Origin of the sequence: Coprococcus sp. AF102-57, assembly GCF_027686195.1 — a bacterium.
Classification (GTDB): Bacteria; Bacillota; Clostridia; order Lachnospirales; family Lachnospiraceae; genus Allocoprococcus; species Allocoprococcus comes.
Genome location: NZ_JAQCSY010000018.1, coordinates 13,305 through 35,773 on the forward strand (window position 1 = coordinate 13,305; position 22,469 = coordinate 35,773).

The 22,469-nt window shown below is 36.6% G+C and carries 23 protein-coding genes; 2 read left to right on the forward strand and 21 right to left on the reverse strand.

Features of this window, described 5'->3' with window-relative positions; all coding sequences use genetic code 11:
• Positions 1 to 3: 3 nt before the first annotated feature.
• Positions 4 to 138 carry a hypothetical protein gene (locus PGZ10_RS11630; protein WP_264466054.1) on the reverse strand — a complete coding sequence of 45 codons (135 nt, stop codon included), beginning with the start codon at positions 136 to 138 and terminating at the stop codon, positions 4 to 6.
• A gap of 66 nt (positions 139 to 204) precedes the next feature.
• Positions 205 to 1,047: a zinc dependent phospholipase C family protein gene (locus tag PGZ10_RS11635; RefSeq protein ID WP_117738822.1), complete on the reverse strand. Its 843-nt coding sequence runs from the start codon at positions 1,045 to 1,047 to the stop codon at positions 205 to 207.
• 205 nt (positions 1,048 to 1,252) lie between these two features.
• On the opposite strand from PGZ10_RS11635, the gene PGZ10_RS11640 reads away from it, so the two are divergent.
• Together PGZ10_RS11640 and PGZ10_RS11645 are read left to right on the forward strand one after the other, a co-directional pair.
• Positions 1,253 to 1,927 carry a response regulator transcription factor gene (locus PGZ10_RS11640; RefSeq protein ID WP_117738823.1) on the forward strand — a complete coding sequence of 225 codons (675 nt, stop codon included), beginning with the start codon at positions 1,253 to 1,255 and terminating at the stop codon, positions 1,925 to 1,927.
• Position 1,928: 1 nt separating this feature from the next.
• Positions 1,929 to 2,969, forward strand: a complete 1,041-nt coding sequence (locus PGZ10_RS11645) for a sensor histidine kinase (RefSeq protein WP_117738824.1) — start codon at positions 1,929 to 1,931, stop codon at positions 2,967 to 2,969.
• Between the two features lie 50 nt (positions 2,970 to 3,019).
• Here the strand turns inward: PGZ10_RS11645 and PGZ10_RS11650 are convergent, their stop codons facing one another.
• The 19 genes from PGZ10_RS11650 to PGZ10_RS11740 all read right to left on the reverse strand — a co-directional run bounded on the left by PGZ10_RS11650 (position 3,020) and on the right by PGZ10_RS11740 (position 22,461).
• Positions 3,020 to 4,009, reverse strand: a complete 990-nt coding sequence (locus PGZ10_RS11650) for an alpha/beta hydrolase (RefSeq protein ID WP_243108934.1) — start codon at positions 4,007 to 4,009, stop codon at positions 3,020 to 3,022.
• Complete coding sequence (locus PGZ10_RS11655; RefSeq protein ID WP_117738825.1) at positions 3,993 to 4,436, reverse strand: hypothetical protein; 444 nt, start codon at positions 4,434 to 4,436, stop codon at positions 3,993 to 3,995. The genes PGZ10_RS11650 and PGZ10_RS11655 overlap by 17 nt, the downstream gene beginning before the upstream one ends.
• A 3-nt stretch (positions 4,437 to 4,439) precedes the next feature.
• Positions 4,440 to 5,183 carry a hypothetical protein gene (locus tag PGZ10_RS11660; RefSeq protein WP_147330229.1) on the reverse strand — a complete coding sequence of 248 codons (744 nt, stop codon included), beginning with the start codon at positions 5,181 to 5,183 and terminating at the stop codon, positions 4,440 to 4,442.
• A complete protein-coding gene (locus PGZ10_RS11665; RefSeq protein WP_116441993.1) occupies positions 5,164 to 5,724 on the reverse strand; it encodes an RNA polymerase sigma factor in 561 nt (186 codons plus the stop codon). The genes PGZ10_RS11660 and PGZ10_RS11665 overlap by 20 nt, the downstream gene beginning before the upstream one ends.
• 246 nt (positions 5,725 to 5,970) lie before the next feature.
• Entirely contained in the window at positions 5,971 to 7,281 is a 1,311-nt protein-coding gene (locus PGZ10_RS11670; protein ID WP_117738827.1) for a sensor histidine kinase, read from the reverse strand.
• Positions 7,278 to 7,997 (reverse strand): LytR/AlgR family response regulator transcription factor, encoded by a 720-nt coding sequence (locus PGZ10_RS11675; protein WP_117738828.1) that lies wholly within the window; start codon positions 7,995 to 7,997, stop codon positions 7,278 to 7,280. Before PGZ10_RS11675 ends, PGZ10_RS11670 begins: the two co-directional genes overlap by 4 nt.
• 52 nt (positions 7,998 to 8,049) lie before the next feature.
• The gene (locus tag PGZ10_RS11680) at positions 8,050 to 8,586 is read right to left on the reverse strand and encodes a hypothetical protein (protein ID WP_117738829.1); all 537 of its coding nucleotides are present in this window, start codon (positions 8,584 to 8,586) and stop codon (positions 8,050 to 8,052) included.
• Between the two features lie 195 nt (positions 8,587 to 8,781).
• The gene (locus PGZ10_RS11685; protein WP_055056099.1) at positions 8,782 to 9,378 is read right to left on the reverse strand and encodes an accessory gene regulator ArgB-like protein; all 597 of its coding nucleotides are present in this window, start codon (positions 9,376 to 9,378) and stop codon (positions 8,782 to 8,784) included.
• 125 nt (positions 9,379 to 9,503) lie between these two features.
• Positions 9,504 to 10,715, reverse strand: coding sequence for a methionine adenosyltransferase (gene metK, locus PGZ10_RS11690; protein ID WP_055056100.1), 1,212 nt, complete (start codon positions 10,713 to 10,715; stop codon positions 9,504 to 9,506).
• A gap of 13 nt (positions 10,716 to 10,728) precedes the next feature.
• Positions 10,729 to 11,436, reverse strand: coding sequence for a metalloprotease family protein (locus PGZ10_RS11695; RefSeq protein ID WP_055056101.1), 708 nt, complete (start codon positions 11,434 to 11,436; stop codon positions 10,729 to 10,731).
• Positions 11,423 to 12,355 carry a radical SAM protein gene (locus PGZ10_RS11700; RefSeq protein ID WP_055056102.1) on the reverse strand — a complete coding sequence of 311 codons (933 nt, stop codon included), beginning with the start codon at positions 12,353 to 12,355 and terminating at the stop codon, positions 11,423 to 11,425. The genes PGZ10_RS11695 and PGZ10_RS11700 overlap by 14 nt, the downstream gene beginning before the upstream one ends.
• Positions 12,345 to 13,052 carry a hypothetical protein gene (locus PGZ10_RS11705; protein WP_116441989.1) on the reverse strand — a complete coding sequence of 236 codons (708 nt, stop codon included), beginning with the start codon at positions 13,050 to 13,052 and terminating at the stop codon, positions 12,345 to 12,347. Before PGZ10_RS11705 ends, PGZ10_RS11700 begins: the two co-directional genes overlap by 11 nt.
• Before the next feature lies 1 nt (position 13,053).
• On the reverse strand, positions 13,054 to 13,683 hold the full coding sequence (locus PGZ10_RS11710; RefSeq protein ID WP_055221587.1) for an ATP-binding cassette domain-containing protein: 630 nt from the start codon (positions 13,681 to 13,683) through the stop codon (positions 13,054 to 13,056).
• Between the two features lie 106 nt (positions 13,684 to 13,789).
• Positions 13,790 to 13,939 carry a hypothetical protein gene (locus PGZ10_RS11715; RefSeq protein ID WP_155512670.1) on the reverse strand — a complete coding sequence of 50 codons (150 nt, stop codon included), beginning with the start codon at positions 13,937 to 13,939 and terminating at the stop codon, positions 13,790 to 13,792.
• A gap of 33 nt (positions 13,940 to 13,972) precedes the next feature.
• Positions 13,973 to 14,122 carry a hypothetical protein gene (locus PGZ10_RS11720; RefSeq protein WP_155512671.1) on the reverse strand — a complete coding sequence of 50 codons (150 nt, stop codon included), beginning with the start codon at positions 14,120 to 14,122 and terminating at the stop codon, positions 13,973 to 13,975.
• 290 nt (positions 14,123 to 14,412) lie between these two features.
• Positions 14,413 to 14,667, reverse strand: a complete 255-nt coding sequence (locus tag PGZ10_RS11725; protein ID WP_227159868.1) for a flagellar export protein FliJ — start codon at positions 14,665 to 14,667, stop codon at positions 14,413 to 14,415.
• 63 nt (positions 14,668 to 14,730) lie between these two features.
• Entirely contained in the window at positions 14,731 to 15,339 is a 609-nt protein-coding gene (locus tag PGZ10_RS11730; protein WP_055056105.1) for a septation protein SpoVG family protein, read from the reverse strand.
• A 31-nt stretch (positions 15,340 to 15,370) separates the two neighbouring features.
• A complete protein-coding gene (locus PGZ10_RS11735) occupies positions 15,371 to 22,258 on the reverse strand; it encodes an N-6 DNA methylase (protein ID WP_242999507.1) in 6,888 nt (2,295 codons plus the stop codon).
• The gene (locus PGZ10_RS11740) at positions 22,255 to 22,461 is read right to left on the reverse strand and encodes a DpnD/PcfM family protein (RefSeq protein WP_055056107.1); all 207 of its coding nucleotides are present in this window, start codon (positions 22,459 to 22,461) and stop codon (positions 22,255 to 22,257) included. The genes PGZ10_RS11735 and PGZ10_RS11740 overlap by 4 nt, the downstream gene beginning before the upstream one ends.
• Positions 22,462 to 22,469 lie beyond the last annotated feature (8 nt).

A 22,469-nucleotide genomic window follows, 5' to 3' on the forward strand; every position in this document is an offset into this window, starting at 1 on the left:
GTCCTACCAGATCTCCATAATATGCGCATTGCAATAATTTGGTGCTGTTTGGCAATCATGCCAGCAATCATCTGGATCACAATACTGTACTTCTACATCAAAGTTTTCGTTCTGCATTTTCTTTTCCAGTTCTTTCATTGTCCCGTCCTCCTTTCCTTGATATTTTATGATTTTAAAGTGTGACGTCACCACAAATCATCTTATTTAGTAAATACCTACTTCCTTACCAAATTTGTAAATATACTTGCTTACTGTCTTTATTGCATTTTGAACGGACTGATTTCCGGCTGAGCTATAGGTATCTTTATTCTGTGCCAGTCCAGCCAATGCTTTAGCATCTTTTGCAGCACTATAAAGCATATCTCCTACTGCTGTATTCTCAGCACTACTATAAACATTTGTGCCAAAACTATTCCCTGCTATGGTATATTCTGTACGGTGTTTGTCCACATACTTTTCAAAATCTGAGTGATTACTATTTACTGCTGTCAGATTGGAAGCATGATGTGGCTCATTCAAATCTGATACATAATGTGTTCCCTTTCCTAAGTATTCCATAGCCTTATCTGTATATCCATCTTTATATGCTGCAACTGCACTTTGATAATAGGTTTCTGCTCTGGTTCGTGCTGTAGGATTTTTCTGTCCCATCCAGTTTTTTCCGGTATCTGGATCATAGAAATGTCCTGCAAACGTGCCATAATCTGTTTCATTTCCTAATACGTCCGGCCAATCTGTATATTCGCATATCACAGCAGCCTTTGTGTTTAATATACTGGCACCTTTATCGTTATTTAAAATCTTCAAGGCATTCGATACGATATACTGGTGTGTATGATCTACCCCGCCGCTGCTAAAGCGCTCATCCGGATTTTCTACATGCTCAATGGGTGCGCCTGGTCCGTAAATTTCATCTGAACCATTCGAAATATCAAGAACCTGTTGCGGTAAATCCTGGGATTCCGCTGCCGATACCGTCCATGATGGCGATACAGAAACACCTACCAAAACCATTGCCAAAAGTACCCCTAGTTTTTTACATTTCATATCTAGTACCTCCCATTTTTTCTTATCAGTATATCCGTAGATTCTTACCAAATTATTACAATTAGTGCATTTAAAAAAATATTTTATCTGAAAAAATCATTATTTACTTTTGCATTTTTTACAATTATAATACATCTTGAAAACCGTAAACGCTCTTTATGGTATAGAAAAACTTAGAAATTTAGAACAGAAGGAGTGGGAAACTATGCACCGTATCTTAATTATTGAAGATGATTTCTCCTTAAATAATACCCTGGCTTATAACTTGCGGACAGCGGGCTATACTGTTGACTCTGCATATAATGCAAAAGAAGCCTTTAAATATTTAAAACAGTATCATTACATTCTTCTGATTTTGGATATTAACCTTCCTGACGGAAATGGATTTGAATTATATTCAGAGTTGAAAGAAAAATCAAATGCCAGTATTATCTTTTTAACCGCAAATGATTTAGAAAATGACATAGTGAAAGGATTTGACCTGGGTGCTGATGACTATATTACAAAGCCTTTTTCACCTGTCGTCTTACAAAAGAAAATAGCTGTTTTAACAAAATATATCACAGAAAAACAAAAGGAAACCATATATGAAGACGGTAATCTCTGCATCAATTTCTCGCAAATGACTGCGACACTGGACAAAGTTCCCCTGGAATTATCCCCTTTGGAGTACCGTATTCTGCAATATTTTATTGTGAATAAAAAGCATATTTTAAAGCGGGATCAGCTTCTTGAGCATCTCTGGGATTTCTCCGAAAACTTTGTAGGTGATACTTCCCTAAATACTGCTATTAGCAGACTCCGAAAGAAAATCGAAGCCAGCGGGCATCGTTATATAAAAACAATCTATGGAACTGGATATATGTGGATAGGTGACTGATATGAAAAAAACATTTTCTTTAAAAAAAATATATATTATAGTTTCCCTGCTATTTCTATTGATATTTTCAGGAACCTGTATCATATTGCGTACACTTACATCAGATCCTAAAGTATTTTTACTTTTTACCGTTTTCACTTTCCTTCTGCTTATCTGTGTATTTATTCTCTTTTGTACGATTTTCCACAAGCTCACCTTGTTTACTCGTGAACTTCATAAAACATTGGACAGTATGATTGAAGGAACCTATTTTTCCCCTGATGAAAAGTATGACGAAACTTTACTATCACAGATCAATCATCATTTAGGAAGATTGTACAGTATATTGGAAAACACAAAAAACTCTGTAAATGCCGAAAAGGTACAGCTCCAGCAGCTAATTTCTGATATTTCTCATCAGTTAAAAACCCCCATGACTACGCTGTGCCTGACAGAGTCCGCTATGGAAAAAGCCATTACAAAACCGCAGGAACTAAAGACTTTATTTCACACAAATACCGCACATTTGAACAAGCTGGAATTTTTAATCTCTTCCCTTGTAAAAATATCCCGTTTGGAAACAGGTGTGATAAAACTATCCCCAAGTTATCAAACGATTGGTGACACCATTCTCATGGCTCTGGAAAATATCGTCTTAGCGGCTGATCAGAAGAACATTCAAATAACTTTTAATTATTCAGAAGACTTTAAGGCGTATCATGATCCCAAATGGACTTCCGAAGCGCTGTATAATATCCTGGATAATGCTGTAAAATACACGAATGAAAACGGACATATTTCCATAGAACTTTTTACCCTGGAAAACTATACCAAAATAGCAATCACTGATTCCGGTATCGGCATCAAAGAATCGGAAATCCCAAAACTTTTCCAACGCTTCTACCGTTCTCCTTCTGTCAAAAACTTTCCGGGAGTTGGTGTTGGGCTGCATCTGGCACAAGACATTATCAGCCGACAATATGGTTTTATCCATGTGCTTTCTACTCTTCATGTAGGCAGTACCTTTGAAGTTTGGCTTATCAACTCAGACTCTCCTAAATAAAGAAAAATGCCGCTACAGGTTTAGTATCACCCGTAACGGTATTTTTCTGTCTAATTTATAAATTTAGCAACATAATAATTTATTCTTTCCTTCTGCTCAAAATGCAGATAATGTCCCCCTTTTAACATTACCAATCTGTTTTCCTGATTATCACCTAACACACTTCTATGCAACTTCTCCCATCCTGGAAAAATTTCACAATTGTCTTTTGAAACAAAGTTTAGCACTGGCACTTCTTTCGGAAATTTCATGTTCCGCACTATCTTCAGATTATTTTCTACCTGTTTTAATTCATTCATTACAGTCTTGTTATAAGAAGTATCAAGGGAAAGTATCCGAAAAACTTCTAAGTCTTCCTGTGAATAAGAATAATTCTGGTCTGCATAGATAGCCTTTTCCGGATTTCCAATTGAAAATATCCGGCTAATTCCCAACACATTTTTTGTTTTACTTAAATAGGCCATCAGAAGATTTAATTTTGTTGTATCAAAGGGTTCATTCTCATTTTGCTTTGGTACAGAAGAATCTATCCCTATAAAACCACGAACTTCCTCTGGATAAGTATTAGCATAATACAGAGAATACAATCCGCTAATAGAATGAGCCATCAGATAATATCGGTGAACTCCAATCTCCTCTAAACAGGCATGTAATTCCTCTACGATATTCTCTATGCTTCTCTCTGTATCTGCGGGATCAGACAGTCCATAGCCAAAAGGCTCCACTGTAATCACTTTATATGTCTTTCCTAATTCCTCAGCTAAAGGTCTAAACTCTAATACCGGAGAAGGAGATCCCAGTCCTGGGAGTAACACAATAACGGGGGATTCTTCTGCTTGCAAACCAGCAATTTCCACAGTCATCTTTTTCCCATTGACTTTAACTGCATTGCCATAAGCTGCTTGTACCTTTGGTATTTCTCTCTTTTTACAAAAATAATTCCATGTGCTCCCCATGCAGCATAGAATCAGAATTACAATAGCCAACCACTTTATTATTTTAAATATTTTCCTTCTCATAATTTTAGAAACAAATTTCACCTCCCGTTACTTTCACTGTTTTAGATCCACTATTAGTTACATAGAATCTATAGTATCCACTAGACAGTATTGTAAATGATGTTTTATGGGAAGTTCCTGAACCGCTATACTTTTGGGTTCTACTTCCATTCTGATTGATATACCCCATCTTTACAGAGGAAGATACATTCAAGTTTACCCGAAAAGTAACAGTAGTACCTCCACTCACATAAAACATAGAACCATTGGAGTCATAAAAAGATACCGTTTTCCCACTTTCAATACTAATTTGCTGTAGTCCCATTCTATCCTCTATCTGATCTTTATATAAATCTTCTCTACAAATACTATAAGTTGTTATATTTCTTACATTATCGGCTGCTGAAACTGGCATAGCAACCAGGCAAATAAGCCCTAATATTCCCAAAAATATTCTTGTTTTTTTCATCTTTCACTTTCCCCTTTCTACAGTCAATATTCCTTGCGAAATCGTTACTCTGTCACTAGATACATTTTTTAAATATACACCATATTGTCCTGATTTAGGAATATCCAGGATTATCTTATTTTCTGTTTCTGATATAACCTTCTCATCTATCACCTCTCCATTAAAAATATATCCAATCTCTAATGTTCTTGCTTCACCTCTCTCATCACTATCAGACTGTATGAAATCTAATATAAAAACATCCCCTGTTTTCATATCCCAAGTATCTCCATCAAAATCTGTAAGGACAATCATGGTTCCGTTATCCAAATAACACTCTGGCACTGATCCGTTACGCTCTGTTTTTAATTCCATAATATATTTTGCAATAGGAATTCCATCTTTATATAAATTTTCTGGTAAAATGATGTCCGTTTCCACTTCCATTTGTATAGCTCCGCTGTTTTCCTTTTCATATAAAGCAAGTCCGTTCTGATTTTCTAAAACCACTTCCTCATTATTTTTGATTTCACCTGCAGATTTTAAAACTTCATGTGCCCCAACAGTGATTCCTCCAATTCCCATTGCCGCTGCCAAAACAGCTATATATCTCCTGCGATTTCTTTTGGCTTTGGTGTGACCTATCTCAAGAAAAACAATTTCTTTTATTCGCTTCTCACTTTCAATATTTTTATGTTGCATTTCATTTTCAAATAGCTCACAGGAATTATCAAACATTTCACTTATTTTAAACTTCACTGGCATCATATCCCTCCTCCAGAAGAATCCTTTTCAGAGTTTCTCTTCCTCTCCGCAGACGGGTCTTTACTGTTTGAGGATTCATTTTTAATGTTTCTGCAATCTCTTCTATTTTTTTATACCGATAATAATACATAATAAAAATTTTTCTATCCGTCTCTCTTAATTTCTCCAATGTTCTTCCAATGATCAACTGTTGCTCTTTCTGTAAAATCAAGTGCTCTACATCACCATCAATCAAAAGAATATCATCATTAAGTTCCAGAATTTCTCCACGATAAGCTCTTAACCAATCTTTCGCTTTATTTCTTGCAATCATTCCCAGATACGATTTGACACTGCTGTACTTTTTATAATTAATCCTTTCTGCTGTCAGCCATAGGGAAATAAAAGTATCTGCAACCACCTCCTCTATATCTTCCTTGGTACCTTTTTTATGCAGTAATTCCCAGACGATACATGTGATATAGGAACTATATAAATCAATGATTTTTCCCAATGCCCATTCATCTTTCCTCTTCAGTTTTCTCATTAAAATAATTTCATCCATTGTCCAAATCCCATCTGTCTGTTTTTTATCAATACGGAAAGGATTGGAGTTTGGTTTCGTTCTATTTCAAAATATTGAATAAAAAAAAGAATATCGCTTTTGCAACATTCTTTTTTTATTCTCTATATCACCGATTATAAGTGTCCTACTATTCTTTTATAATATAATTAAATGTCTTTAATTTCATTTACTACGTTTTTCCATCAAAACATAAAAATAAGATTGTAATTTCCCACTTTGGCTACTTTAATTTGTATTTTTTTCAAAAAACAACATAATTTTTACTATGAATTGTTTTTCCTCATTTATGCACTTTAGTGTACCATTATATTTTTCAACTGCATCTTTTACACTCGGAAGTCCCCAACCATGAAATTCTCTATTTTTCTTTGTTGTTGAAGGAAAATGTGCAAATGACTCTTTATTTTCTTCACACGCATTAGAAACCTTTATAAGTAAAAAGTGATTAATCCGGCGTATAGTCAACGAAATATTTCCAGGTATTTTCAATTTTTCAGAAGCTTCAATCGCATTATCCAATAAGTTTGCCAATATTGTGCACATATCATGTGGTTTAATATTGGTATTCTGCGGGAATTCCACATTCACATTACAGGTAATTCCTTTTTCCTTCATTTTTCCCAATTTACTATTAATCACTACGTCAACAACGTCTATTCCTGTCCAAGTAGTTTTCGATAATTGCATTATTGGGCGACTTATTTCTGTAATATAATTCTTTGCCTCCAACGTTTTTTCTTCATCTAAAAGCTGATATAATACATTCAAATGGTTATTTAAATCATGGTATAGCTTTGCATTACCTGTATAAATTTCATTAATAGTTTTATAATTTTCTTCGAGCAGTTCATTTCGCATTTCTGCAAAATCTAATTTCATTTTTTCTTCTTTGCTTTCTATTACAAAATAAACTGTAAAAAAAAGTAATGACCAAAGAGCTATAAATACAAACCACACACCTGCCATTGTATAATTAAATGCCTTAAGTGTTTGATTAACTAAGTATACAAATCCCAAAAATCCCGCACAGGATATAATTAAAATTGTATATACATAGTTCTTCTTCAATGAAAAAGAATATAAATATTTCTTTATCATAAAATACAGCAGTATCCATAAAAACTTTATAACACAAATCATTACTACACGTAAAATTCCTCTTGTAGAAACTAGCGCGGTAAATGTATCATAGCCACCATGAAAATTCGATACAAGAGTAAAAATCAAAAAGTCGAAACAGCTTAAACATAATACATAAAAACTTGCGATTGAAAATAGTTCTATATACTTTCTCCTGTAGATAATTTTAGCGGTAATACTCATATATAATACAAATAATATAATCGTAAAATAAGAAAATATTGATACATGATTGCAAATTTGTATTAATACAGTTCCTATTATTGCTAATTCTCTATCTAATATAAAGTTTTGCTTTCCTCGTTGCTTATATAACAAAATACTATATATTTTATATAATACAAATACTTCAACAGAACTTGCTAAAATTTCAATTCCATTATATACAATATTCATATCTGTTCACTCCAGAAGTCACTTAACTTCGTTTTTATTTGTTCCAGTTTTGCCTGGCTTGCTGGCAAACGAATTCCATTCTTCAGTTCTACAATTCCATCTTTTATTCCCATAATATGGGCTAGATTAACAATATCCCCACGATCAACATATACAAAATCATCAGATCGAAATTCTTTAAACACCTGTGTAAGACTCTTTCTTACCTTGGTCACTGAATTATCTAATAATGTTATTACAGAATTTTTTCCTTCTCTTTGAATATACAAAATCTTATGATAAGGTATTTTTTCTACTCTAGTTGGTGTTTTTATTGCATAAAATTCATCTGTCTGTATCTTTATCATATTGATAGCATCCTTCAACGCCTGTGGTAACCTAGAGCCTATTGAGTTTTTGGGTATATATCTAAAGATTGACAATTCAAATGCATCTACGGCATATTTTAAATGTGATGTAATAAATATGATTAGCACTTCCGGTAAATACCTTTTAACATATGCAGCTAAATTTATACCGTCTATATTAGGCATTTCAATGTCACTAAGGATTAGATCATAATATTTCCCTTCCTGAATATCATATTGTAAATTCTCACTCTGAGTATAAACCGTTATGTCTGCAAATTCGTTACTCTTTTTTAAAAATTCCATTACTTTTTTCTTTAATATTTCTACTGTTTTTTCGTTATCATCACATATAGCAATGTAAATCATGATACGCCTCCTTATGAGCAATCACTTTATTATAGCAGATTCTAGTGATTTGTTAAATCATAAATGTATAAAAAATTCCTCTCCTTAAATCATGGAAAAACATTTCTTTTTCATTTATTACCAATTCATACATGTCTTTTGTTACTGCGCATTTATAATAATAAATCCCTGTTTCATGTTGCTTTACTTTTGTTATAATATCTGCTACTACCTCATCTATTTTCATTTCTTGATGCGGAGATGCTGGCCACTTTTTTATCATAGATCGTACCTGAGTTTTATTCAATTTTACCTTTTTTGCAAAGTAAAATTTTTGGGGGAATTTTAACTCTCTTGTAGTTCCTAACTCTTTTAAAACAAGGTCAAAAACATCTTTCCCTTCTTCATACGGAAATCCCATTTCTAAATAAGCCTGTATATGCAAAATTGAAGTTTCTAAATACTTAATATTTTCTGTGTTTTGATAGTATTGATACAACTGAAAAACAGCATCAATAAATGTATCTTTTACGGACATATCTTTATATTGTACACTTCCTGCTGCTAATTTAATTGCTTCAATATATACTCCATTCTCTCTTATCTGCATTTCTATTCCTCCCTATATACTTCATTTAGCATAAAAGATGCCGGAATATCAACACTCTGGCATCTTTTATTTATATACATGTATTAACTTTACCTTATTTCAGACATTCCGGTAATTTAGGCTGATATGAAAGACAAACAGATGCACAATTTGCTCCCCATATTGCACAAGCTTCTATACACATAGCAAGAAATTTCATAGTCCTATAACTCCTTTCTTTGTATACAATAAAAATTTAGGTTTATCAGTAATCAGCATAAATACTGCTACCAAACAAATACTTAATACCATCATACCCATGATCTCTTTATCTACTACTGATAAAAATAATGCAGCAAAGACATTTATGTTCAAAATATTCCTAGCCATAATCTTACACCGACTTTTTTTATTTTCACCAATAGGCTGATTTTCATTAACCACCGGTGCATGGATAGCAATATAGTAACTACTTAATACTAGCAAAATCAACCATATTTCTAATGGAAGCTTTGTATAAATTATATTGTTAAAAAGTAATAAAAATAAATACGAAATGTTACTAATCAAAAAGCATCTAAAATATGTAACTGCATGATATCCACCCGTAAATACTCTCAATGGTGCAAACACCAATAGGAATATTACACCTAATTTAAATTCGTGTAATAAACCTGACACAATCAATATTGAACTTATTCCAATCATTGTTGACAAAATAATTTCTATGCCATAAGTATAAACAGCTTCTTTTCTCCTTTCCGAGCCATCTGCTATTCTTTTTGCAAGTTTACTGGACACTTTATTTAACACTTTTAATCCCTCCCTATGTCATGAATTATAGCAAAACCTTTTGCTTTTTTCTTATTATGTCCATAAATTCAGGGATTTTTGTCCACGAATTCTTTTTCGTCTTCTCCAGCGCATAACAAAAGGCACTAATCAGTGCCTTTTTCTGTATCATTCTTATATTTTTTTAAATCCTCTACCTTATCTAATCTTTCCCATGGTAAATCTAAATCTAATCTTCCAAAATGTCCATATGCTGACACCTGCTTATATATAGGCTGTCTTAAATCAAGCATTTTTATAATACCAGTAGGACTCAAGTCAAAATTATCTCTTATAATATGAATTAACATATCCTCTGGCAATTCACCTGTTCCAAATGTATTAATTCCTATTGAGATTGGCTTTGCTACACCAATCGCATATGAAAGTTGAATTTCACATTTATGTGCCAAATCTGCCGCTACAATATTTTTAGCAATATAACGAGCTGCATATGCTGCTGACCTATCTACTTTTGTACAATCCTTTCCAGAAAAAGCTCCTCCGCCATGATGAGCATATCCTCCATATGTGTCCACAATAATTTTCCGCCCTGTTAAACCACTATCACCATGCGGTCCACCAATTACAAAACGTCCCGTAGGATTTACGTAAAATTTGGTTTCAGAATCTACCATTCTCTGAGGTAAAACACAATCGAAGACATAATGTTTAATGTCTTTTTGTATCTGTTCCTGAGATATTTCAGGATCGTGCTGTGTAGACAAAACCACCGCTTCTAATCGTACAGGTTTCCCTTGCTCATTATACTCTACTGTAACCTGCGTTTTCCCATCTGGTCTAAGATAAGCAAGAGTTCCATTTTTGCGGACTTTCGCAAGCTGTCTAGCTAATTTATGAGCCAACGAAATAGCATACGGCATAAATTCATCTGTTTCATTCGTTGCATAACCGAACATCATCCCCTGATCACCGGCACCTAACATACTTTTTGCATTTTCGCACTCATTCTGCTCTTTTACTTCTAATGCTTCATTTACCCCCTGTGCAATATCCTTAGACTGCTCATCAATACATGTAATAACTCCACAGGTATCAGCATCAAATCCATATTTTCCCCTTGTGTATCCAATGTTACGAAGGGTTTCTCTAACAATCTGAGGAATATCAATATATGCTTGCGTTGTTATCTCCCCCATAACTAATACTAATCCTGTAGTTATACTGGTTTCGCAGGCAACACGACTCATTGGATCTTTTTCAATCAGTGCATCTAATATCGCATCGGAAATTGCATCACAAATTTTATCTGGATGTCCCTCGGTAACTGATTCTGATGTAAATAATATCTTTTCCATATTTTTCTCCTCCCTATTGTGATAACCATGAAAAAATCCCTAAAACGCCAAACATAATTATACCTCTAATAGCATCTTCTAATGTGGTAGCTACTTTGTCTTTTTTTATATTTGTTTTATTGAATAATGTAACAACTGCATAATATCCATCACTTTTTACTATTGGAATGAAATTCACCAGCACATTAGAAATCACCAAATAACAATACGGTAGCTGTTTTGGAAAAAATAATAGTACAAGCAATACATAAATACAATTCATAAAATTTCCAGCCAGATAAATTGCAATCCTTTTGTATTTAGAAACCATATAGCTATATGAAGTATCTACATAAAATGCAGGCCAAATAAACATAAATTTAAACCCTATTTTGACTCGACTTTTAGGATAAAATTTTTTCAAAAATAATACATGTCCAAGTTCATGAATAAATATATTTATTATTAAAACTAAAGTTGCTGGAAGAAAATTTACATCTATAATAGAATACGTTGTAGTTCTAAAATATAAATATAATGTCAGAAGAATCATGAAAATCATTCCCATCATATATAGTATATTATCTTTATCATTTTTTACGAACTCCAGTTTTTCCTTTCCGAACAGTGAATCAAATGTTGCATTATCCAATTTAAAGAAATTATTATTTTTTTCTACAATCGTAAAATCTCTTTTACTGTCCTGAGCTATGGTATATTCTTCATATTTAAATATTTTCAAAATATCCTTCTTCCTTCAGCAATCTTAAAAACCAATCATCTTTAAATAAAAATCCACATAACTCACACGGAGAAGTCAAACTCTGCGGATATTCTATATTCTTTTTCTTTAATAATTCCAAAAATGGTGTAAAACCTTCTGTATAGATTTTATGTAAAACCTTATTATAATCTATAGACTGAATGATTGCACTCAAGCTCTCTTCATGTAAATTTCCCATTAATAAAAGCGTATTTTCTACGACTTGTGAGCAACATGGATATACTTCTAACTTTGCATTAATCAATAATGTTCGATCTAAAAGTCCAATACAGCGCGCTTCATGTTTCTTCAAATCAATAACTTTTATAAACTGGGAATCAGAAAATATCTCTGCTGATCCGGTATTAATAACTGGTTGATATGCATAATTTGTCTTAAAGGCATGTTCCCCCATCTCATTGATAATATCACCTGGCTGAATACCATCTTTTAAGAAGCAACCAACAATTTCCGTACTTACCTCTAAATCATTTGCAATATCTACAATATTTAAGATATTCTGCAAATCAATAAATTCCTTATGAAATTGATCATAACTAAAGGAAATCATTTTTATCTTAGATTTATTTCTTTCAATAAAATTTCTTGCCTTATTGATGTCCTTTCCCCAGAATCCATTAGTTTTAATTGTAATTCCAACTTTTCTACCATAATCAAAATTAATTATATGCTCTACCAAATCAGGATATAGCATAGGTTCACCGCCAGTCACACCAATGAGATCTATAGACGGACATTCCTTAATATTTTTTAGAATCAAATCTAATTCCTCTATTGTAAGAGTTTTACCTCTTACAAGCCCTCTTGAGTCACAACACATTTTACATCTTGCATTACAATTTTCAGTTAATAAAATTCCACATCCTTTAAATTCCATTTTTTTCCCATCTCCTTCTAAAAATAAAAATTATACATAATACAGTAGCAAATAATGCTATTGAATATAAAATATTTTCTTGAATCATCAAATAATCGCTATTTCGTGTATTAAAGTACTGGTTAAACTTTATGAAAACAGGATTTGAAGCGTCATACCTAACCAAAAAGCTCAATTTGGGGTTAGCAATCGAAGCCACCATTGAAAATAACCAAAAAGCAAAATTTACTACATAGGCTCCAATAACACTTTTAAACAAAAATCCCCACATACTTGCCAATAATATTTCATAAATAATTGCACTTTCGAAGTAGAACAAAGTTGCCAAAGTATAAGAGAAATCCTGATACACAATACTTATACCTATAACTCCACCAAAAACAATAATACTCATCCAAGCTAATATCACCGCAATTTTTGTCAAAAAATAGCGAAGCCAATTGTATCCCATAAGTTTATAAAATAGGATATTTTTATTTTTGTAATCTGATACAAAAGACTGAATAATCAATACTGGAAAAATAAGCATTCCAAACTGTGTGATTACCGTATAAATGCTAACGTATAGCTCACTAATTGTCGGATTGGAAATCTTATCCAGACTTACAAGTAGTACATATCCTAGAACAAAACAGATTGCTACAGTAAGTAAATAAAATAAAAAAAAGTGATTTTTTATATTTTTTCTTATTTCCATATTATTCCCCCCTTATATACATAGCTACAATCTCGTCTTTAGAAGCAATTTCTGTAATTTCCAGATTGTTAATATAATAGTATTTCCCTTCCATATATTCTAAATCAGATAAATTATGTGTAATATTGATAATAACCGCTTCATGAGTTTTCTTATATTCCATAAGGAATTCATACAAATCTATAGAACTATTTTTATCCAAAGCATTTGTAAATTCATCTAATATAATCACTTTAGGGTCTGCTGATAAAAACGCCAATAATTTTATTTTTTGCTTCTGACCATCACTCATCTTCTTGATTTGCAAGTTTTTAGATACTTTATTTAATTTTAACAGGTCATATAAACCCATAATTTTCTGTGCTTCAAATTTCTTTTTTAATAATTTTATCACATCATCAAGAGTAAACTCTGCCGGAATATTACTACTGCTTCCAATAAGAATTGCCTCCTGATTTTCTTCAATTTTTCCCTCAAATTCTAACATTCCTACACATGTTTTAGCAAAACTTGATTTTCCAGCGCCATTGCTTCCTAAAATATGGTTTATATATTTCTTATCAAATGAAATGTTTACATTTTCAAGTAGCTTTTTTTTCCCTACTTTCAAACTATAATTAATCAGTTTCATTGCAGTATCCTTTCCAAATAGGTGTTTATAAAATATATGAAGCATTCTATAAACACCTATTTCTCATAAAATATGATAAGTCTACAAATCTCTCGTCTTTTTATATTTAGTGTCCTTTACTACCAACGACAGCTTTAAGGGTAGCGACAATGAAGTACCACATGCTGTTAATATTTTCCAGTTTTAAGGCCTCCATTTTCTGATCCATAACCTCTTTTTTTGTTTCGTTATTTTCTTTAAATTCATTAATTTTCATCTCTAATTCCTCCATTTTAAATCAATTTTTTTATTAGTGTCCCTTACTACCAACAACTGCCTTAAGAGTTGCAACAATGAAATACCACATACTATTGATATTTTCCAGCTTTAAGGCTTCCATCTTTTTCTCCATAACTTCCTTTTTATTTTCATTGTTTTCTTTAAAATCGTTAATTTTCATTTTTATACCCAACCTTTCTTCTTTTCACTAACTATTTTTTACACTTTACAGTGTTTTCAAAATTTCTATTCCCTTTTGCTTAATATATTTTTGTGGGACTTCTTGTTTTCTCTGAAACCATTGATGTATTTCTTACCTCCCTGTGTTTATTCCTAATCCATATGTATTAGATGTTTTGTAGTATAGCACTCAATACAAATAATAGTTATTTTTGTCCACCAAATATTATTTTTATGACCACAAAAAATGCCGCTACAGGTTTATCACCCGTAACGGCATTTTCCTTTATTTTATTCCGCTTTTTCTTCATTACCGGATTTTAAATATGTCATGACCTCTTCCACTGTTTTTCCGGAAGCAAGTAAGGCGCTAAAGATTTCATCTTTCTGTTTATCTTCAATCTTCTTCCTAAGTTCTTTTGCTTTCAAACGCAGTTCTTTTAATTCTGCCTCTGTTGTTTTAATCTCCTGCTCTGTCTTCATAAGCATTTCTTCAAGAGAAAGATTCTCTACTTTTTTACGTCTTGGCATACTGTTTCCTCCCATGCTGATATCTCCTTCATTCTACCATTATTGTTCCAAAAATACCAGTCTTTTTATGAATCGCTCCTATCTCCCTCTTCGCTGCTGTTTCTGGCTTTTGGCATATTCCATCTTTTTATTGTATTCGTCCATGATTGCACTTTCCAGATCTGCCTTAAATTCTGCATTGACTGCATGGGCAATATCCTCCCTCTCTCCTTTTGCAGAATTTTTCTGAGGCATACCTACAAAAGTTTTTCCGTTCCATGCCTGGATCACATGAAGCTGCTGGATTGCCAATACGTCCTGCAGACGAATGGCTACATCTGCCTTAAATGTATCGCTTCCCTGTACCGGATTTACACTCAGATTGTAATACAGCTCTTCCTCTCCCCAACAGCCCTTACAGTCTGTTTTCGTTTCTGTCATATTCTCATAGGCTTCCCTTACGGTATCCAACACTTCCTTTTGAAATTCCTTATCCGTAAACCGGAAAAAAGGAACATACTCCCCTGTTTCATAATCTCTGTAACGGGGCATATCGAGATACAGATTTCCCTTCGAGGACTCTTTAATTGCAAGGCTTTTCACACAGAAGGCCTCATCAAAGGTAATGGTAGCAAATCCTTTCAGGTTATTGATTTTTCCTTCTTCCTGTTTCAATTCCGGTTTATATACTCTGATATTATATTCCATATTGTGATCTCCTTTTCTACTCTATTTTTCGTTACCGAACTGCTGTCTGGCATGGAAGATTTTTAGTTTCCTCCTGCACTTCCACACACTCCTCCTGGTCCTTGATTTCCAGTTCTGCATCAATCTCCATCTGCCGGGTAATATTCTCTTTTAAAAGCTCCTCATACGGGAAGGGCTTTTCATATTCCTGCTTTGCATTTTTTATCTCATTTTCGCAGGTCTTAATTTCTTTTTGAACGTCCTCCACTGCTTTATCAAGGGCATTCAAGCGGTTTTCTATACGGACCATGTTACCGGAGTCACTGCTTTTTAACTCCACACTATACTCCTTCTCTCCCTGAAGGAACAAGATCGGTCCCAGCATATCATTTTGGACAGATACCTGAAACCCCTTATATATACCGACTTCGTGCCTGGTAAAAGCTGTTACCCCTTCTATAATCCCACGCAGAACTTCACCTGCTTCTTTGTGTTTTTCATAAACTTTTCCCTGCAGCGTGATTGCAAACCCCGGCTGTACTTCCATAGCCTGGTTCCTGCGCTCCAAATCCTTTTGAAGTAATTGCAGTTCTCCCTTCAGGCTTTGTATCCTTTTCGGATACTGGAAAGTGACCGCATCTTGCAGGGTAAACCGTTTCCCTTCATGTGCAGCTTTTAGAATTCTCAGACGTGCCACTTCATTATCTACTTGTATTTTTTCCATAATCAGGGGATTTTCAGAAGCTACCGCTTTAATCTCTGCAAAATTTAATACGGTTTCATCTATATCCTCACAGATCCTTGCCAGTTCCCGGCTGGTAAATACCTGGCTGATAAACCGCTGTTTTGTTTCTACAATGCCCCATAAATAAGCATCAAAAGAACCCTTTGTTACATAGCGGTAAATATTGACTTCCTCATTTTCATTCCCCTGGCGGATAATGCGCCCTTCCCGCTGTTCAATATCAGAAGGTTTCCAGGGGCAGTCGATATGATGAGCCGCCACCATTCTGGTCTGGATATTGGTTCCTACCCCCAGTTTTTCGGTACTTCCTATAATAATCCGTTTCCTTCCGGCTCTGACATCGGAAAACATACGGTCCCTCTGTTCATCTGTTTTTGCATCATGGATAAAACAGATTTCTTCCTCTGGAACACCTCTGGTAATCAGTTCCTGTTTTAAATAATCATAGACGGTAAACGCTTTCCCAGGTCCGGGTGTCCCAATATCCGAAAAAACAATCTGGGTTCCTTTCTGTTCCTGGGACTGTACATATTCCTGGTAAATGTTTTCTACTGCTTTATTCAGTTTGGAATCCGAATCTACCGGAGCATAACTGTCCAAAAGCCGGGGATCTGTACCCAAAAGCCTTGCTTCCCCGGTAATCCGGAGCATATTGTCGTCCTTTGGATCTACCACACCTCTATGGATTGCTTCTGCCCTTTCCACCATTTCCTGCATACGTTCTTTGACATAATCAGAGGCTTCCGATACTACAACCTTATATTTTCCGTCCTTTAATTCTGGCCGCTTAATATCTAGCATATCAGGCAGAATAATGTCTGCTACTTCTTTAAACAGGTGTATCAGTTCCGGCAGATTGATAAACTTATTAAACCTGGTCCGCATCCGGTAACCAGTACCTTCCGGTGCCAGTTCCAAAGAGCTGGTAACTTCCCCAAACACAGAAGCCCATGCATCAAAATGGTAAATCCCCTTTTCGTGAAGCCGCCTTTCCTGCAGATATAACTGCATCACATAAAGTTCCACCATTGAGTTTGACAGAGGGGTTCCCGTTGCCATAATGACGCCCCTTCCCTGATTTTTTTCGTTGATATACTGGATTTTCATACGCATATCCATAGCCCTCTGGGAACCGCTGGAACCCAGACCCGCAACATTGTTCATTTTCGTAAAAATTTCCAAGTTCTTGAACAGGTGCGCTTCATCTACAAATAAGGCATCTACGCCTGTTTCTTCAAAGTACATCACATCATCTTTGATTTCTTCATTGTTCAGTTCTTCGATTTTCTGCAACAGTTTTTTCTTTCTGCTTTCCATCTGCTTTATGGACCAGTTCTTTCCCTCTTCTTCCCTTGCCCGGTTAATGGCTTCTACCAGTTGCTCTGCCTGCTCTTCCATCATGGCTCTTTGCCGGTCAGGGGAAATGGCAATTCGTTGGAACTGAGTATGGCCAATAATAATACAGTCATAATCCCCTGTTGCCATTCTGGCAATCATACGCCTGCGGTTTTCCTTCTGAAAATCTTCTTTTCTGGTAATCAGGATCTTCGCATCTGGGTAGGCGCGCAAAAATTCTGCTCCCATCTGGAAGGTCAGGTGGTTCGGAACGGTAAGAAGGGGTTTCGTTGCCAGCCCCAGCCTCCTCATCTCCATACAGATGCAGATCATTTCCAGAGATTTACCAGCGCCTACCGTATGGGCAAGCAAGGTATTTCCTCCACACAGCAATGCCCTTGCCACAGCATTTTTCTGATAAGGACGCAGCTTTAGCAGAGGGTTCAGTCCCGGCAGTTTTAAATAAGAGCCATCATAGCTTCGTTGTCTGTCGCAGTTAAAGGTTTCATTGTAAAAATCCACATATTTTTTTCTGCGCTCCGGCTCCTTAAAAATCCAGTCCCGGAAGGCTTCTTTTATCTGCTCCGCCTTATCCCTGGCAAGCATGGTTTCCTTCCGATTAATCACATAACGCACCTTTTCCCCTTCCTGCACCCGGTCCCTTATGGTCACAATCCGGCTGTTTAACAGTTCCTCTATAATGCTGATCGCATCCATAAATCTTGTGCCATAGGTTTCCCTGGTACGAATGGTTCCTCCAAAAAAATTTCCCCTGTCAATATGGTAAGACATATCTGCATCTAAGCGCTCAATCTTGAGGGCATGGCCACTATGAGCGCAATAGTTTCTCTGGTTGCTCTCCGGGATTTCCAAAAGCTCATAGATAAACTGTTCGTAATCCTCATTTTCAATCCAGGTTGTTCCCAGTTTTACACTGATCTCAGGCGCTGTCAGTTCTTTTGGCTGTACCTTTTCCAGTGCTTCCACGTTGTCTACAAACAAGGGATTATTCTGCGCATAAATCCTAGCAGTACGGAGCTTCTGCCGCACATTGCCGCTTAAATACTCATCTGCGGTTTCCCACCCTGCATTGGGATCTTCTTCTTTTGCCAGTACCGGGTTCTGGTAGATTAACCCTTTTAATTCCTGGAGCATTTCTTTCCTGTTTCCCGGATAAAGAGAGAGCATATAGGGAATATCCACCCGGTTATATTCTGACAGACTGATATGCAATGCTTCCTGGGCATTTTCCACTTTGTCTATCACATCTCTGGGGCGTATGGTCCTTTTGTAAAAAATATCAGCTTTGGTTACATTTTTGTCCTCGTCAACCACTTCCAGGGAAGAAAGCAGGGGATAATCATTGTCCTGCCGGAACGCCATTTTATTTGTCCGGTCACAGAAATATCCATGCGTTTTCACAAAGGCATCATACAAACGGTTTAACTGTTCCTGTGCCTTTTTCAGTTCCTGGTCAGAACAATTTTCCTGCTGTATCTGTAAAATTTCACGCACCAGAAGGCGGATCTTATGCATGGCACGTATCCGACGCTTCACACTTTCCTTTACCTGGCTCCGGTATAAAGACTCCCCTTCCCGGTAATATACTTCGTCCTGTATCACCGTAAACGTATAATTAGGTATCTCTGGAGAAGCAACTAAGACGTCCTGCTCTTCCTTCTTTTTTTCTGCTATGCTTTCTTCATAACAGTTTTTAGGAAGCTCTCCAACTGCGTCCAAAATTCCTTTTTCCAGGTCAAAGTCTTCCGCTTCATTGACCAGGGCTGTATATTTGGAATCTTTCCCGAAAAACTGTTCAAACCAGACCATTTTCCCAAGCATCATTTCCGGGTGTTCCAGATAATACTCATTCACCGGCACCATGTCTTCTGTAAGCCCTGTATAAGTCCAGATCGGCTCCCCAATCGAAGGCTCTGCTTTTTTCTGAAAAAACAAAAGGTCACTGGTAACTGCGGTATTGGCGCTCTTTCCAAAAGAATCTGCCGGAAGCCGGACTGCCCCTAAAAGGTCTGCCTGTTCTGCCAGATTTTTTCTCACAGTGCTGTCATTTTTATCCAACGTTCCTTTTGAAGTTACCACTGCCAAAATGCCTCCTGGCCGAAGGAGGTCCAGGCTTTTCCGGATAAAATAATCATGGACTTTCAGCTTCATCTTTTTATATCGGGGATCATACAAGCGGAAGTCCCCAAAAGGCACGTTTCCCACAATCACATCAAAGCTGTTATCCTCAAATTCCGTTTTTTCAAATCCTTTGATCTGGATACTGGCTGAAGGGTGGAGCTTTTGTGCAATCCTTCCGCTTATGGCATCAATCTCCACACCATAAAGCTGGGATTTTTGCATATTTTCCGGAAGACCATGAAAAAAGTTTCCAATCCCCATAGCCGGTTCCAGAATTTTTCCCTTCTGGAATCCAAACTGCTCCAGGGCTTTATAAACACCCCGCACGACTTCCGGCGGCGTATAAAAAGAACTGTTGACACTGGCCCTTGCCTGGGCGTATTCTTCTGCGGTCAACAGTTCCTTCAATTCCTGATATTCTTTTTTCCACTCCGGGCGTTTACTGTTAAAAGCATTTGGCAACCCGCCCCACCCTACATACCCCGCAAGAATTTCCTGTTCTTCTTTTGTGGCATTTCTCTCTTCCTGCTCCAGTGTTTTTAAGATACGGATCGCCCGGATATTTTTCTGATACCGGCTTTTATCCCCACCGGTAAACTGAAGCCACCCTTCTGGGTAATAATAATCTCCGGCTTCTACCTTACCTTCTGTCTGGACAGAGGTTCTTCCTTCCTGCCAAAGCTCTTCTTTTTTAAGAATTTCGCTATATTCTTCCCATAATGCAGGAAACCAGGGAAGCAGACGGTACATATTCTTCTGCTGCTCTAAGGTTTCTGAATCTTCGGTATAGGCAATCTGGTCCTCCTCTGCCAGATGTGCAGTAAGCCCGCCAAACTGATCCCAGGAAAGTTCCTGCAGAAAATCTTGGCTTTCCGGCAGGGTGATCTTAATCCCATTTTCCTGAATACAAAGCTCATAGCTTCCATGTTCTGTCCGCACCAGATAATAAGGCTGGCCTTCCGGTACTTCCCGAAGCAAAAGCATCTTCAAAAAATGGTCTTTTTCTTCCGGTAGCTGATTAGTCGTATAGACCAGACAGAGCATTTTCTTTAAAATATCCGCCTGGATATTCTGTTTATAAAAGGCTATGCCAATCTCTTCTAATGGGATTGGTTCCTTTTCCTCAATCACTTCCTGCACTTTCTCTGGCTGTAAGGTTTCTTCCTCTGTTTCTTCCCCATTTTCTAAGGCTTCCTCCGATACAGATAACAAAGGAAGATAGGTCCCTTTTTCAATCCGTTTCCCAATTTCCAAAGAAACTTCGTCCCAGTACCAGAACGCCTCCTTCATGGAAGTTCCCTCACTCCAAAGAATATAAAAACCACTGGAACCGCTTTCTGCGGTCAGGATACCGTCTTTTGTATGGGCTTCTCTTTTTACATCTCCATACAATTCATAAAGATAGGCTTCCCGGTCTGTTTCCTCTGGATTGTTCCGGTAAAACTCATAAATTTTATATGGTATCTCCTGCCCTGTCATTTCCAGAAGGATTTTCTCTTTCTGCCAGTTTTCCGGCTGTGCAGGTTCTATCTCCCCAGACAGAAAAGGAACCGCCGAAGCAGTTCCTTTCTCTGTATCCTCTTCTGTTTTTTCCTGTTTTATCCGATCCTGGGGTGAATGATCTCCTCCATAACCTGTTTCTGCGCTTCCATGTCCGCCTGTATCCGAAGGTTGGTCATTTCCAACGTATTGTAAGGGTCGGTCCTGTCCTCTCTGGTCCAGGTCTTCAGAAGACTTTCTGCCAGTTTCTCGTGGTATTCCTCCGCTTCTGTCTGGATTTTCATAAGCCGCTCCATCAGTTTCCCGGACAGGAGCATCATTTCGTATTGTGCCTGGTCCGTTCTCTTCATTTCCTGTGCTGCGATCCTGCCGTAACGGTTCAGGGACGCCAGTATCTTCTCCTCGCTCATCACGCCCTCTAAGACTGGTATCTGTACGCCATTCATTTCCCTGTACTGGATTCCTGCGATCCCTTCCATAATACTGCCTCCTTTCAAGGTCTATGTTCTTCATGGTCCTTGCAATCTGTAACACAATCCGCCCAGATAAATGGGATACTAACCGTCCTGTCCGGTACAGAACCTCCTCATTCTCTGAAAAACCGCAGATAAAAGAAAAATCCAGGGTGTCATCTCGGATACCGCAGCGGCTTTCCACCGCATAACAGACACTGTTTACAAGAAACTCTGTAATCTGGTTTTCTTTTACCTCCTGTCCCTCTCCGGTAAGGACAGCCAGCTTCTGCAAGGATTTTAAAATTTCATATTCCTCTTCTATCATAAACCAAACAATTGTTCTTGTAAAGGCGTCTAAAGAATTTTTAAACTTTTTTTCCTGTTCGTAGATTTCCGGGAACAGCTCCCTTGCCAGCAGTCTGCGGTTTGTCCCATTCACCTGCCAGTTCCAGGGCCGGATTCCCTGTCCCTTTACATCTTGAATATCATAAACATGGGTAACTCCTTCCCCGAAAATTTTGGAAGGAAATACTGCAATTCCTTTACTTCCTCTGGCAACCGGCAAATCCATTTCCAGCCAGGCATCATATCCTGCAAGAACGGACGCATCTGGGCGCTGGGCATATACCATACAGGTATTTAAGAAGTCCAACTGATACAAGCGCCCCATGCAGGAAAGAAAATTTTTCCAGGAATCCTCCGACTCTGAAATCCAGTGTATGGTTTCCTCATACAGTTCCCGTACTTTTGTGATATGCTTCATCTGCTGTTCCTTCTTTCTTTTACAGGTACCAGTTCTTTTGCAGAAATATCACGATAGGAAAAATCATCTGCCCCCAGCACGATTTTTTCTGCATAATAATCTGCTTCTGCTTTTGCAGTTGCCTCCAGTTCATTCCTGCCCCGGTATCTTACTTTTTTCTCCAGGACTTCTGTTATGGTCACTTCATATTCTTTTTCGTCCATGCTTCTCC